General features: G+C 53.3%; 8 protein-coding genes. 3 read left to right on the top strand and 5 right to left on the bottom strand.

Features of this window, described 5'->3' with window-relative positions; genetic code table 11:
- Positions 1 to 128: 128 nt before the first annotated feature.
- From mfd to BMX66_RS11745, 3 genes are all read right to left on the bottom strand, one after another.
- Positions 129 to 3,608 (bottom strand): transcription-repair coupling factor, encoded by a 3,480-nt coding sequence (gene mfd / locus BMX66_RS11755; RefSeq protein WP_255398932.1) that lies wholly within the window; start codon positions 3,606 to 3,608, stop codon positions 129 to 131.
- A 247-nt stretch (positions 3,609 to 3,855) separates the two neighbouring features.
- Positions 3,856 to 5,649 (bottom strand): single-stranded-DNA-specific exonuclease RecJ, encoded by a 1,794-nt coding sequence (gene recJ / locus BMX66_RS11750; protein WP_090882394.1) that lies wholly within the window; start codon positions 5,647 to 5,649, stop codon positions 3,856 to 3,858.
- A gap of 143 nt (positions 5,650 to 5,792) precedes the next feature.
- Positions 5,793 to 6,965: a DUF1207 domain-containing protein gene (locus BMX66_RS11745; RefSeq protein WP_255398931.1), complete on the bottom strand. Its 1,173-nt coding sequence runs from the start codon at positions 6,963 to 6,965 to the stop codon at positions 5,793 to 5,795.
- Between the two features lie 457 nt (positions 6,966 to 7,422).
- On the opposite strand from BMX66_RS11745, the gene BMX66_RS11740 reads away from it, so the two are divergent.
- Together BMX66_RS11740 and BMX66_RS11735 are read left to right on the top strand one after the other, a co-directional pair.
- Positions 7,423 to 7,755: an SMR family transporter gene (locus BMX66_RS11740; RefSeq protein WP_090882391.1), complete on the top strand. Its 333-nt coding sequence runs from the start codon at positions 7,423 to 7,425 to the stop codon at positions 7,753 to 7,755.
- Positions 7,756 to 7,798: 43 nt separating this feature from the next.
- A complete protein-coding gene (locus BMX66_RS11735; protein ID WP_369826986.1) occupies positions 7,799 to 8,695 on the top strand; it encodes a pirin family protein in 897 nt (298 codons plus the stop codon).
- A gap of 123 nt (positions 8,696 to 8,818) precedes the next feature.
- Here BMX66_RS11735 and BMX66_RS11730 read toward each other — a convergent pair whose 3' ends face one another.
- Both BMX66_RS11730 and queF read right to left on the bottom strand, forming a co-directional pair.
- On the bottom strand, positions 8,819 to 10,384 hold the full coding sequence (locus BMX66_RS11730) for a LysM peptidoglycan-binding domain-containing protein (RefSeq protein WP_090882389.1): 1,566 nt from the start codon (positions 10,382 to 10,384) through the stop codon (positions 8,819 to 8,821).
- A gap of 246 nt (positions 10,385 to 10,630) precedes the next feature.
- Entirely contained in the window at positions 10,631 to 11,050 is a 420-nt protein-coding gene (queF, locus tag BMX66_RS11725) for a preQ(1) synthase (protein WP_090882387.1), read from the bottom strand.
- 155 nt (positions 11,051 to 11,205) lie between these two features.
- Here queF and smc point away from each other — a divergent pair, with 155 nt between their 5' ends.
- Entirely contained in the window at positions 11,206 to 14,784 is a 3,579-nt protein-coding gene (gene smc / locus BMX66_RS11720) for a chromosome segregation protein SMC (protein WP_090882385.1), read from the top strand.
- Positions 14,785 to 14,786: the final 2 nt, after the last annotated feature.

The following is a 14,786-nucleotide window of genomic DNA, read 5'->3' as shown; positions in this document are numbered from 1 at the left end:
TTATCCTGAAAAACAGCGATTGAACGTGGAATTTTTTCAGGGACAGCAAAAACCGCACGAACCGATACACGTACGAATGCATAATACTGAACCACGCCAATGTAGGGCAGGCTCACCCAACTGACTTTTTATGCGCTCAACTCGGTGATCAGGCTCTTTATTCGCGTCACCCGCTCTCCGACGCCCGAAATCCGCGTATGTATTTTCAGGCGGTCGGGACCGGAGAGCTGGTAGTCGCGGCTGAGCTGGAGTAGCGCGACGATTCTTGCAGCGTCAACCGGCGGGTTGGGAATGAATTGCACCTGTATGGAGTCAGAAGCAGCCTCTATGCGAGTAATTCCCAATGGCATCGCTGCAATACGCAACCGGTGACAGTCCAGCAATGCTCTCACGGGATCCGGCAAGAGCCCGAAGCGGTCTGTCAATTCAATCTGAATATCGTCCAGCTGTTCGTCGCTTGTGCAATTAGCCATGCGCTTATACAATACCAGTCGCTCATGTACGTCGCTGCAATAGTCATCCGGCAACAAGGCGGGAACATGCAGGTTGATTTCGGTGGCGACCCCCAGCGGATGTTCGATATCGGGTTCCTTACCCTCTTTCAATGACTGGACCGCCGCATCAAGCATGGTGGAGTAGAGATTGAAGCCGATTTCCTGCATCTCCCCGCTTTGCGATTCGCCCAGCACTTCGCCCGCCCCGCGGATTTCCAGATCGTGCATGGCCAGGTAAAAGCCGGCTCCGAGTTCTTCCATTGTTTGAATAGCATCCAGACGCTTTCTGGCCTGTGTGCCGAGCGCTTCTTCTTCCGGTACCAGCAAATATGCGTACGCCTGATGGTGAGAACGGCCTACCCGTCCGCGCAACTGGTGCAATTGAGCCAGACCGAATTTATCTGCCCGGTTGATGATGATGGTATTGGCAGTGGGAACGTCAATGCCGGTCTCGATAATGGTTGTGCATAGCAGCAGATTGAAACGCTGCTGATAAAAATCCTTCATCACATGCTCCAGTTCGCGTTCACGCATTTGGCCATGAGCAATGTTTATGCGCGCCTCCGGCAATAGCCGGGCGAGCTTGTCATGCATCGGCTGAATTGTGCCCACCTCGTTGTGCAGAAAATATATCTGCCCGCCGCGTTTCAATTCGCGCAAACATGCCTCGCGAATAATGCCCTCGGAAAAACGGGTGACAAAGGTTTTAATGGCGAGCCGCCGCTGCGGGGCAGTAGCGATCACGGAAAAATCGCGCAGCCCTTCCAGCGACATGGCGAGGGTGCGAGGAATAGGTGTAGCGGTAAGGGTCAATACATCTACCTCGGAACGCAGGCTTTTCAGTTGTTCCTTATGGCGCACGCCAAAGCGGTGCTCCTCATCAATAATGACCAATCCCAGGTTCTTGAATTTGACGCCTTTCTGGATCAGTTTATGCGTGCCAATGACAATGTCTATCTGCCCATTGGCCAGCCCTGCCAGGGCCTGGGTTTGTTCCCTGGCTGAACGGAAACGCGACAGCTCTGCAATTTTTATCGGCCATTCGTCCGCGACCAGGCTAAAGCGATCAGAAAAATTCTGAAAATGCTGTTCAGCCAGCAGCGTGGTGGGTACCAGTACCGCTACCTGTCTGCCATCGGCGACGGCGATAAAGGCTGCCCTCAACGCCACCTCGGTCTTGCCGAAACCTACGTCGCCGCAGATAAGACGATCCATCGGCTTGGCAGAACCCAGATCCTCGATTACCGCATCGATGGCGGCGGCCTGATCGGGTGTTTCCTCGAAGCCGAATCCTTCGACAAAGGCCTCGTAGTCATGTTGCCGGAGGCTGAATGCATGGCCCGCACGGGCGGTACGCTGAGCATAAAGGTTCAACAGTTCCGCCGCGGTATCGCGTACCTGCTGCATTGCTTTCCGTTTGGCTTTATCCCATTGACCGCTGCCGAGTTTATGCAGGGGCGCGGCTTCCGGTTCGGCTCCGCTGTATCGACCGATAAGATGCAGTTGAGAGACCGGCACGTATAATTTATCTCCGCCAGCGTACTCAAGCGATAAAAATTCCGTTGCGCCTTCGCCAAGGTCCATGCTTACCAGCCCAAGGTAGCGACCGATACCGTGTTGCTCATGCACCACCGGATCTCCCGGCTTGATCTCGGATAAATCCCGCAGCATTGCATCCGCCACTGCGGTAGTTTTTCGCGAATCGCGTTCACGGCGGCCGTGCAGATGTCTGGCGTATAGCTCACTCTCGGTAATGAAGGCCGTTCCCTCACCTGCGAATATGAAACCATTGTGCAGCGGGGCCACGCCAAGCATGAAAGGTTTGAGGCTTGCCCGGAATTGCGCGTAATCATCGCAAATGTCCGGGTATAGTCCATACTGCTTCAGATGTTCGGCAATCAGTTCTCGCCTGCCGAGGCTTTCTGCCAGAAGCAATGTTCGCCCGCCGGAGGGCCCGTATTCAGAGGTGAATTTTGCGATAAACGCATCAAGCTTCTCCGCCGGATTGTCAGCGCGCCTGTCAATCTGAAGGGGTGGCAGTGAGCGGGTCAAATTTTGAGTCTCGGCCTTCGAGCTCTGAGAGTCGTTTTGGATCTCGATGCGTGGATAGGGTTTCAGCGCGCCGAAGAAACCCTCGGTTGTAACAAATAATTCTCCCGGTGGCAGCAATGGACGATCATTGTCACCGCGTAGCAACTGATAGCGTGATTGGGTGTCGCGCCAGAAGTTTTCTACTGCCGGGTAAATTTCATGGTGCAGGCATAGCAGCGTTGTCCGTGGCAAGTAGTCGAAAAGTGTTGCGGTCTGCTCAAAAAAAAGCGGCAGGTAGTATTCGATACCGGCCGGTACCGCGCCTTTGCTTATATCTTTATAGATACGGCTTTTTGACGGATCGCCTTCGAACTTCTCGCGGAAACTGCCTCGAAAACGAGTGCGACCTTCTTCGTCGAGCGGAAATTCACGTGCGGGCAACAACCGTATCTCGGCGACGGGATAGACGCTTCTCTGCGTATCCACGTCAAAAGTACGAATGGTTTCGATTTCGTTATCCAATAAATCGATGCGATAGGGCAGCGGACTCCCCATCGGGAACAGATCGACCAGTCCGCCACGCACACTGTATTCTCCCGGCGAGAGCACCTGTGTTACATGGCTGTAACCCGCCAAAGTCATTTGGTTTCGTAGTGCGTTCAGATCAAGCGTTTCTCCCTGTTTTAGAAAAAAAGTGTGCGCGGCGAGATATTCTCGCGGAGGCATGCGGTATAAGGCAGTGGTGACAGGTGCGATCAGTACATCGCAGTCGCCGCTCATGAGCTGATACAGCGTGGCTAGCCGTTCAGAGACCAGATCCTGATGAGGTGAAAAGGTGTCGTAGGGCAGTGTCTCCCAATCCGGTAGCAGACGGGTTTTCAATCCGGGTGCAAAGAAAGGAATTTCTTCCAGAAGTCTTTGCGCGGAAAGCGCGCTTGCCGTCACGATCGTGACAGGTCTTGTTTCCTGTGCGAGTTGTGCCAGAGCAAGCGCATCACCGGAACCGTGGAAACGGCCATAGCGGATCGTTGAACCGGGTGATGGAATGGTCAGCTTGAATGACCTCTGGATACTATTATTCAATGCAATGGAATCCAATGGAACTGCGAACAATAAAGGCACGCTCCACGTAAAAAGAGGGACATTATATGTCAGTCTCCGGCGAATCTCTGAATAAGTCCGGGTTTACCAATATAAGTAGAAGTGTGGCGGGGGCAGATATACAAAGGGCAGGAAGACAAGTTCGGCGACTAGCAGCAGTATTTCCATACATCGCAATAATAGAGAGCGTCCCTTCACTGCGATGGATTACATACGCATGGCGGGGACATCAGATATCAGGCTGCAACCAATGCTCCAGGATGAATTGCAAGGTAGGGCTGCCGTTGAACTCGTTTACCTGCAATCGATAAATGGCGTCTATCACTTCTGGAAGAGGAATTGTGCGGGAGAACAGCATGGCGTCATACACGGGTTCCGGTTTTTGTCGACTGTAAATTTCAATTCTGGATTCCTGCTTCCTCAGCTTTAATTTCAGATGCTTTTGTCCCACCACACGTTGATCTTCCACACGAAAGCGGGTACTGAAGGTGGGCTGCGAAAAACCCTGTCCCCATACCTGTTCCGCAAGACACCGCGCCAGCTCCAGATTCATTTCGGATTCATCCAGATCGCCGTCTGTTTCGATGATGCGCTTCAGATCAGCCGGCCCGAGCAACGACTGCGCGGTTTGCTCGAAAGCATCACGAAATTTCTCGAAGTCGCAGTCCCGTATAGTCAATCCGGCCGCAGCCGCATGCCCCCCGAATTTGAGCAAAAGGCGGGGGTAGCGTTTTGAAATGATATCGAGTGAATCGCGCAGGTGAAATCCGGGAATGGACCTGCCAGACCCCTTCAATTCTCCGTTGGCGCCAGGCGCAAAAGCGATCACGGGCCGGTGGAACTTGTCCTTTATGCGCGAAGCAAGTATGCCTATCACGCCCTGGTGCCAACTCGCGTCGAACAGACTCAGGCTATGGTTATCCGGTTCTTTTGGGATAGGATGTTGTGTATGGGTTATACAGGGTATGGAGGGCGATGAAAAGATACGTTCCAGCATGATCATCGCGCTGTCCTGCATGTCCGCCTCGATTTCCTGGCGCTTTCGGTTAAGCGAATCGAGCCGCAGCGCGATTCGCGAAGCGTGGTATTCATCGTCCGTAATGAGGCACTCGATGCCCAGCGCCATATCGTCGAGCCGTCCGGCTGCATTCAATCTTGGTCCCAGCATGAACCCCAGCTCATAGGCGGATACTCGCCGGAAGTCCCGTTTCGCAAATTGCAGTAGCGCGTTGATGCCCGCGCAGCCGCGCCCCTTGCGGATACGCTGCAACCCCTGGTGTACTAGAAGCCGATTGTTGTCATCGAGTTTTACTACATCGGCCACAGTACCCAGCGCCACCAGATCAAGCAGACTGGCAAGATTGGGTTCTCTCTGGGGGAAATCAAAGACGCCCTTGGCCCGCAATTCCGCTCGTAGCGCCAGCATCAGATAAAACATTACGCCGACCCCGGCGAGATGCTTGCTGGGAAAATCGCAGCCAGGCTGATTGGGATTTACAATCACGGCGGCATCTGGCAGCTCGTCCGCAGGCAGGTGATGGTCGGTAACAAGCACTTGCATGCCGAGACGATTGGCTTCAGCCACGCCTTCGACGCTGGCTATGCCATTATCTACCGTGATCAGTATTTCCGGCGGGGCTGCGGCAGCGGCGGCAAGCCGTACGATCTCCGGCGTGAGCCCATAACCGTATTCGAAGCGATTCGGAACAAGATAATCCACTATTGCACCGAATTTTCTCAGTGCGCGCATGCCGACCGCACAAGCGGTGGCGCCATCTGAATCATAATCCGCCACGATCAGCAGACGTTTCCGCGCCAAAATTGCATCGGCTAGAAACCGCGCCATCAGGGAAACATTCTTCAGACGTTCGAACGGGATCAGTCGAGACCAATCCACCTCGAGTTGATCCGGCTCTTCGATACCGCGAGCAGCATAGACACGAGCCAGCACGGGATGCAAGCCGTGTCGAATCAATCTGTCGACAGCATGACGCGGATAGTTGCGAGTGGTGGTGTTGAGCATGCGCTAGACGCGAAACCTAATTGTTCCTAGTATAACGCCTCAAGCAATGATCAGGTTCTGTTCAGAGCCGGGAGTAATGCGCTTGAAAGAGGATAAAGTCCAGTGTAACCAGCGGCTTGAAGGGATTAAAAAGCTCCAGGGGATTAAAAATGATAGTGCGCCCCAATGCCGAGATATTCGACCTTCTCTCTATAGAACTGGCCCGTGGGAGAATTTCCGTTAAAGTATTCGACAAGGAACTGAAGCTTGCGCCCGAACGCTTGAAGACGGTCTAGCTGAAACCCCGCTCTCGCGGACACGTCAGTGTTCCAATTGTTTTGTTCATGATTTTTGAAATCAACCGCGAGAATAGGTCGCATTGATACAACCTCGATCCGCCACGGGCTTCGGAATTCCATACCATATTGTACTAACCACGGTTTGATTTCCGAGGGACGCTTGTGAAAGAGACCCCCTCCCCCGCCATACACGCGTATGCCGTATGGAAGTTCATAAGAAAGCCTGAGATCGGCGCCCTCATAGCTGAGATTTATACGCTCCAGGCTGGTTATGCTCCGCAACAAAAACTCGTCCCCCAGATGCGAGCTCTGATGGAAGACCCGGCCAAAAGCAGATAACTGACCTGCCCGCACACTCCCGTAAGCCGACGCTATAAAATCCGAATTGATCAGATCGGAGGAGGGTGCGTCGAGATTGAAGTCACTGAAGACCGCAGCCTGAAGGCCTGCTTCCCATTGCACCGTGGATTGCCCGAAATTGCCGCGATAGAACGGTATGGTTTCGCCGAAGCTGACGGAGCCATTGTTATTTCCATCAACATTGTTCCCTATATAGTTGCGATAAGCCGCGGAGAAATGGGCCCACCGCGGATCGGCCAGCAAGGGTTTGAATAGATGGCCCTCGGGCAGCATACCTGTCGCAAGCACTGTCGAGTCGTCTGCAGGAACACCCTCCTTGGTGATTGCTTCATCCGGGGCTGCCGCGGTGGTAGTAGCAGGGACATCGGGGGCTTTGGCAGCGGTATCCGGCGCTGAAGGAGCGGCTGCGGACGGCTGAACAGTGCCGTCTGCTATGTTTACCGCGGTAACGCCGGGAATCTCTGACAATATCCGTACAACCCTGGCCCGGTCTTCCTCCGGTAATTTCTTTGAGGGAACGGTAATAGTGCCATTTCGCACGACCAATGATGGAATGTCGATCTTTAAACCTTTGAGAACACCAGCGGCATAACCGGCAATGTAAGAATCATCCGGTACCGTGGCATGAGCAGCGGGTATACAAAATAAGACGGCTGCAATGATTGAAAAAAATCGCAAAACATTTCTCATTTCTTTAACGTTAATGCTTGAATGAGCATTGCTTTGGGCAGGAACCCTGTTTTCGGTATTTTTTGCCATGGATATCTTTTATTTGATTTTTCTGAATTTCCTTCGACTTGCGATCACTCATCCGCCCATTAGTCAGAGAAGCCCGGGCATGAAAACAATATCTCCGCCAGATGCCACCAGGGAGCAAGAACGCTTTAATTTCAGTTCCAAAAGATCCGCGCTGGCAAACCATAAGAAACGTGAGCAATGCATGTGTATATTACGCCGAAACCCCTGGATTTTAATTATAAAATGAAATATGTCGGTACGGTGGCGTACATACGGCATTGTGCCGCGCATGAAACATTCGATGGTCAAGGGTTGCTATCGCCGGCACTTCAAGTATTATTCCCTCTGATGAATGAGCGTCAGCTCTTCAAGTGACAATCCAGTCAGGAACCCCGCAATGAACCAGTGGCTTTTCCTTTCTATCGCAATTGTCAGTGAGGTCGTGGCGACTTCAGCGTTGAAGTCGAGTAACGGTTTCACGCAGCTGTGGCCGTCACTTGTCGTGGTAGCGGGTTACGCTGCTGCCTTCTTTTTCCTGTCTCTTACCTTGCGCACAATCCCGGTGGGAATCGCATACGCTATCTGGTCTGGCGTCGGTATCGTGCTTGTTACGCTTATTGCCTGGCTCGTTTTTGGGCAAGCGCTCGATGTTCCCGCTATCGCCGGTCTGGCGCTTATCATTGCCGGAGTGGTTGTCCTGAACGTCTTTTCCAGGTCTGCTGCTCACTAACGCTTAATAATCCGTCGAGCTTGAGAATATAGTGGAGAAAATTATGGCGCAACCGAATATGACAGCTGGTAAATCAACCAAAAAACTGCTGCGCACGCAACGCAGTGAGGGCTCCCATTGGGTTGGCGACGGCTTTCCCGTGCGGTCACTCTTCGCCTATTCGAACCTGGGCCCGATGATCAGTCCTTTTTTGCTTCTCGATTATGCGGGCCCCTTGGAATTTCCGCCCACCAGAAAGCGGCTCGGTGTTGGCGAGCATCCGCACCGCGGTTTTGAGACCGTAACCATTGTCTATAGCGGCGAGGTGGAGCATCGCGACAGTTCGGGCAGCGGCGGCAGAATCGGTCCCGGGGATGTCCAGTGGATGACCGCGGCGTCCGGCCTGGTTCATGAAGAATTTCACGGGCGCGATTTTGCGGAGCGTGGCGGTGTTCTTGAAATGGTGCAGCTATGGGTCAATCTGCCCGCGAAGGAAAAGATGTCGCCTCCCCGCTATCAGGGCATTTTGAATAACCAGATTCCCGCGCTAAGCCTTCCCGGAGATAATGGGAGCGTCCGCATCATTGCGGGTGAGTATGACGGCGTCAAGGGACCGGCACGAACGTTTACACCCATCAACGTATGGGATCTTCATCTGACGGGCGAGCAGCCGTTCTGCCTCCCTGTTCCCGAGGGTTACAACACGATACTGGCGGTGCTCAAAGGTTCGGTTCATGTGAATGGTTCTGACGTTATCGGTACGGCGGAGGTCGGCCTGTTTGAGAGGTCGGGTGACCGGATTTGTATCGACAGTGCGCAAGACGCCACTGCATTGCTGCTTAGCGGTGAGCCGATCGATGAGCCGATCGTCGGCAGTGGTCCCTTCGTTATGAATAACGCGGATGAAATCAGACAGGCGATCTCGGATTACCAGAGTGGGAGGATGGGCCGTCTGTCGTAACCCAGAAGCGGCGGCGCAAACTGCCCATGCTGTCGTGGCTCCTCGAAACCTGTCACATTCCTCTTAGCCCGGGCAGTCATTGAGCCACACATGGATGCGTCCCGTCATTTATGAAGGAACGTATTACATACGTTTCTTTTCCGGCATCATGGCAGTGCCTCCCTCTGGAGACTCTGGGGAGGGTGCGGTTGTTTTGTCTGCAGGATGATGCTTGAGTATGAGTTTCTGGCCGATGAGTAGCCGGTTCGTACTGCCATTCCATGATTTTATTTGCGCTGCGGTAACCCCGTGGCGTTTGGCGATCCGGAATAGCGAATCGCCTTTTTGAACCGCATAGACGAAGCTGTGTTCCGGCAATTTCAGCGTCGCGGGTTTATTGCTCATAATGGAGATATCCTCACCTCCGGCACTTCCATTATGCGGAACCAGTAAAGTCTGCCCCGGCATTATCATGGTGTTCTTGTCAATGTCGTTTACTTCCTGCAGTCGGCCCACACTGATTCCGTATCGCGCTGAAATTTTTTCGACGGTCTCTCCTTTTTTCGCCCGATAGGCTCGCCATGACACCAGAGGTTTGTCGTGATTTTTCAGATTCGCCGTAAAAATCTCTACTTTATCTGCGGGAAACAGGAGGGTGCGGGAACCGTCCGTATTGACGACTGGCCGGTTGTGCGCGGGATTGAGCGCTTTAAATTCGTCGACTGAGATCCCCGCGAGTTTTGCCGCCAGTTTTATATCGATATGGCGAGTTACCGGGACTATCTCGAAATAAGGCTCGTTCGGCACGGACTCAAGTTCAATGCCGAATGCCGCGGGATTCGATATGATATTCCTTATCGCGATTACCCTCGAAACAAAGCTCTGGGTTTCGGGCGGCAAGCTGATATTGCGGAAATCCGCCGGCAATCCTTTGCTACGGTTCTTCATGAGCGAGCGCCCTACCGCACCTTCTCCCCAGTTATACGATGCAAATACCAATTCCCAGTCGTCGAACATGCCATGGAGACTTTCCAGATAATCCAGTGCGGCGTTGGTGGCGGCGATTATGTCTCTCCGGTCGTCGTACCACCAGTTCTGCTTCAAGCCATAATTCCTGCCGGTAGAGGGACTGAATTGCCAGATCCCCGAGGCGTGGCGACTGGAGTAGGCTTTAGGGTTGAAAGCGCTTTCAATAATGGGTAGCAGGGCAATTTCGGCAGGCATGCCGCGGCGCTCCACCTCTTCGACGATATGAAAGAGGTACCGCTTGCCGCGTTCTACAACACGCTTTATGTATTCCGGATGACTGGCGTAAAAATCCTCACTATTGCGTACCTCCTCGCTGTCCAGTTCCGCCATGGTAAAGCCCTTGCGTATGCGTTCCCACAGATCGATGGGGGCGGCAGAAAGGTTGCTGGCGGAACTGGTCGTGCCAGCAAGGGGCATGTGGGCATCGGTGGCATCGCTTTCAACGGTGGGGATTACAGCATTGCTTTCGGCGGTGGGTGTCGCGCCATCGCTTTCAATGCGAATTACTGCGTCGCTTTCTGTGATGGAAAGCGTATCCGCTGCGTTTCGCATCTCTCGCGGTACAAGTTCAATAACCGCATGGTGAACGGATTCCGCAGGTTCAGCTGCTTGTAATACGAAATTTGCGTTCATCAGCATCAGGCCGATAATCAGGATTACCGTGAATCTTTTTTTTTTCATCCTTGTGATTCACTTAAAATATCAATAGATAACCGTGTCCGTTGAGGCCGGATCTGGAAAGGTCAAGATTGAAAAAAAATCAATACTCGTATCTCCCCATGAGTCGCAACAAAAAGCGCGCTGACGTTTCGTTTTCCTTGCGTATTATGTAATCAGATTAAATTGAAGAACCAGCCGACCGGCTTACCGGGCCTTGCGGCTGAGGCTAGCCTCATACATGGGCCAGTCAAACATAAGTTTATAAATTTATCCGCGCGTCGCGGACTGGCTCTCGAATCTGACCAGATCCACTGCCGGCGGCGGGTTCCAACCCGGTTTCCGATGTTCAACAACTACATTGGTGAAAATGCCGCCGCGCACGTAAAATTTGGCGGTAAGACGAAGGTATCTAGGCTTCAAGACAGCAACAAGATCATCGACAATGCGGTTGGTTACGGCTTCATGAAATGTTTCCTCGTTCCGGTAAGACCAGATGTAGAGCTTGAGGCTTTTGAGCTCGACGCATTTCCTGTCCGGAATGTAATCCAGAATCAGGGTAGCGAAATCAGGTTGCCCGGTTTTCGGGCACAGGCAGGTAAACTCGGGAATTTCCATATGAATATGGTAATCCCGCCCTGTCGCCGGATTGGCGAAAATTTCCAGGTCTTTTGTGGGGCTGCTGGGCATTTCTCTTATCTCGGTCAAATCGGTTAGAATGGTCTGCGGATACGTCCGATACGTCCGTTTCCGAATGATGCAGAATACCTTTCGGAAGACTTGGAGGCCTCTCTTCGGCCCCGTCCCTTCAAGCTGTACAATTATAACTGGTTGCGAACCACAAATTGCGTCTCTCTCACATCAAACTCGCCGGTTTCAAATCCTTTGTTGATCCCACCGAGATCCCTCTTCCGGGAGACTTGATCGGGGTTGTCGGTCCCAACGGCTGCGGTAAATCCAACGTGATTGACGCGGTACGCTGGGTTCTGGGCGAATCGCGGGCATCTGCATTACGAGGCGAGTCCATGCAGGACGTGATTTTTAACGGCTCGGCGAATCGTAAACCCATTGGCCGGGCAAGCGTGGAGTTGATGTTTGACAACAGTCTCGGCAGGGCGGCAGGTCAATGGTCGAGCTACGCGGAGATTTGCATCAAGAGGGTGTTGCGTCGGGATGGCGAGTCAACCTACCACATCAATAATATTCATGTGCGACGCCGGGATATTGCGGATATATTTCTTGGTACGGGCATAGGCGGACGTGGCTACGCCATAATCGAGCAGGGGATGATCTCACGTATTATTGAAGCAAAACCGGAAGAGCTGCGCGTATTTCTGGAGGAGGCTGCCGGCATTTCCAGATACCGCGAGCGCCGTCGCGAAACCGAATCGCGTCTGGCCGATACCCGCGAAAATCTGTTGCGGGTGAACGATATTTGCCGGGAACTGGAAAAGCAGTTGATACGACTGGAACAACAGGCCAAGATTGCCTCCCGGTTCAAGGACATGGAAGGCCAACTGCACAGGGTGCAAAATTTATTATGGTGTGCTCGCAAACAGGAAGCCGCTCTACAGCGAGTGCTTGCGGAGAAAGAGCTTCAATCGCTGCAAACTGCGCTGGAAGCAGAAACCACGAGTCTGCGCCGAGCCGAAAAATACCTTGAAGAAAAGCGTGCCCAGCATTATGCCACGAGCGACCGCTTGCATCAGGCGCAGGGCGAGCTCTATGCAGCCAACGCAGAGGTGGCTCAAACCGAACAGCAAATCAGGCATATGCGCGAGAACCGCCAGCGTATCGCGCAGCAAATCATGACAACGAGGAATCAGCTTGAGCAGAAGAAGAAACAAGCGGAGGATGCGGCTGACAGCTTGAACGGCTGGCAGGGTGAACTTGAACAGGCATGCCTGGTTCGAGAAGCCGGCAAAGAAAAGGCTGCTGCGGAGAATGAGAAACTGCCCCTGGCAGACTCCGCTTTTCGCTCGTGCCAGGAAAAACTGACTGAAACACAGCGCAGCCTGCTGCTGGTTGAGCAGGCCGGACAACTGGAAGAAAGCCACCGCGCCCACGCGAAAAAAAACCTTCAACAGCTCGAATCTCGCCGCATACGGTTGCTGACCGAGCGCGATGCGTTGCGGCAGCCGGAAATCGAAGAGTTGTCGCGGTTAAACCGGCAGACGGAAATTACGGCGGCCGACCTGAAACACAAAAAGGAAATGCTCGCGGAAACTGAAGACCTGTTGCTGAACGCTGAGGAAGTGAAGGGAGAGGTTGGGCGTAAAGTACGAATGCTGGAGCAACAGGTTATCCAGGCGGAAGCGCGGCTCAATGCACTGCAGCGCTTGCAGGCTCGGCTCGAAGACAGTGAAGGATTGAATGCGTGGCTGGTCAAGCGTCAACTGGACGTTTCACCGCGTTTGTGGCAAGGCATTCAGATTGAGAAGGGATGGGAAGACGCGCTTGAAGCAGTTCTGCGCGAGCGCCTGAATAGCGCACAGCTTGAGCAATTGGAAGTTGCGCACGAGTGGGCTGATGATCCGCCTCCCGGAAAGTGCGCCCTGTTCGAGTCGGCCAGGCCGGAAGCTCAGGGGACGCAAGGTATCCAGGAGATAGAAGGAGCGGAAGGCAAGCCGGCCGGAGACAAGCCGCAGGTCAGGGAAAGCTGGAAAACGCTGCACTCTTATCTGGTCTGTCATAATGCAGGAACAAAATCTGTGCTGGATGAATGGTTGAGCGATGTTTTTGTGGCTGAGAGCGTGCAGGCCGGTCTTTCGCAGCGAACAGGACTTTCGTCCAGTGAAATGCTGGTGACTCGGGAAGGACATATTATTACGTGTCACAGCCTTACCTATTATGCTCCCGATTCCCAGTTGCATGGAGTACTTGCGCGGCAACGCGAGATTGCCCAGATTAAAGTTGAAGTGGATGCGCTGAGGGGAAGCCTCTCGGTCGAGAGATCCGCAATGGAAACGGCGGAAGAAGCGTGTCAAGCGCTTGAATCCTCCGTATCCGGCTTGCGCTACGACAGCATCCAACTCCAGCAACAGCATCACGACGCACAAATGCAGACGCTGAAACTTACTCAACTGGCTGAGCGCACTGGTCAGCGCCGCAAGCAGATTGATGGCGAACTGGCGGAAATCGAGCAGCAGGGGGCTGCAGAAGGTTCCCGGAAGCAGGATGCTGAAACAAAGCTCACCGGATATCAAGTTCAGATCGGGATTCTGCAGGATCAGGTGCAAAAACAAAAACTGGCGCAGCAGGCAGCGGAACAGTTCCTCAACGCACAACGTCAACTGGCGCAGAAAGCCGCAAGGGAAATGCAGGAAGCGGCATTTCATGAAAAAAACTGCCAGGATAAAATCGTGGAGACGGAGAATTCCATTCGCATCATCGACGAGAGTGTCTTTGAGCTCAAGGCGCATCTGGAAAAACTGCAAGCCGAGCAAGGTGAATTTGATGAAATGCAACTGAATAGTCTGCTTCAGGAGCGGTTGACGCTGCGCGAACAACGCGAACACGTATTGGCGGCGGTCCGCAATGCTCTCGAAGATGTGACACGGGAATTGCGCGAGATAGAGCAGGCGCGCATGACTTCCGAACAAAAATTGTCGCCCTTGCGCGAAGCTATCAGCCAGGTGCGACTCAAGGAACAAGAGGCGCGCATTACCGAGGACCGGTTCGGCGAGCAATTACGGGAATCAGGGGGCTTAGAAGAGGAGTTGATACAATCTCTTGGAAAAACGCGGCCCTCGGCTTTGCAGACCGAGATCAATCATCTGAATGCGGAAATAGCCGCCCTGGGTGCGGTCAATCCTGCCGCCCTCGACGAATTGCAATCCTGCCAGGCGCGGAAGACCTATCTGGACTCACAATCCCAGGACCTGGAAGAAGCCTCCGAGACGCTTAAAAACGCGATTCGCCGGATAGACCGGGAAACCCGTGAACGCCTGCTGGAGACGGTCGATAAGGTCAATAGCCATCTCGATGAAATTTTTCCCACGATGTTCGCCGGTGGGCAAGCGAAGTTGATATTGAGGGGAGAGGAGATACTGGACGCAGGCATACAAATTTTTGCCCAGCCGCCGGGCAAGAAAAATAGTTCCATCCATTTGCTGTCTGGCGGTGAGAAAGCGCTAACTGCGCTGGCGTTGGTTTTCTCGCTGTTTCAGCTCAATCCAGCACCTTTTTGCCTGTTGGATGAGGTGGATGCACCCCTGGACGACACCAATACCGAACGCTTCTGCAACTTGGTGCGGAAAATGTCGCGTCAGACTCAATTTGTCTTTATCAGTCACAATAAAATCACCATGGAAATGGCACAGCAGTTGATAGGCGTCACCATGCAGGAAAAGGGCGTCTCTCGAGTGGTCGCGGTAGAAATCGAAGAAGCTGTCGGACTGAGCGATGCCGCCATGGTGACGTGAGT

The organism is Nitrosovibrio sp. Nv6, assembly GCF_900110495.1.
GTDB lineage: Bacteria > Pseudomonadota > Gammaproteobacteria > Burkholderiales > Nitrosomonadaceae > Nitrosospira.
This window is presented reverse-complemented; position numbering and strand designations above follow the sequence as displayed.

Excerpts from the sequence above, each read along its gene's own strand:
- queF (WP_090882387.1), bottom strand. The coding sequence starts at position 11,050 with ATGCCCAGCAGCCCCACAAAAGACCTGGAAATTTTCGCCAATCCGGCG.
- recJ (WP_090882394.1), bottom strand. The coding sequence starts at position 5,649 with ATGCTCAACACCACCACTCGCAACTATCCGCGTCATGCTGTCGACAGA.
- BMX66_RS11730 (WP_090882389.1), bottom strand. The coding sequence starts at position 10,384 with ATGAAAAAAAAAAGATTCACGGTAATCCTGATTATCGGCCTGATGCTG.
- BMX66_RS11740 (WP_090882391.1), top strand. The coding sequence starts at position 7,423 with ATGAACCAGTGGCTTTTCCTTTCTATCGCAATTGTCAGTGAGGTCGTG.
- BMX66_RS11735 (WP_369826986.1), top strand. The coding sequence starts at position 7,799 with ATGGCGCAACCGAATATGACAGCTGGTAAATCAACCAAAAAACTGCTG.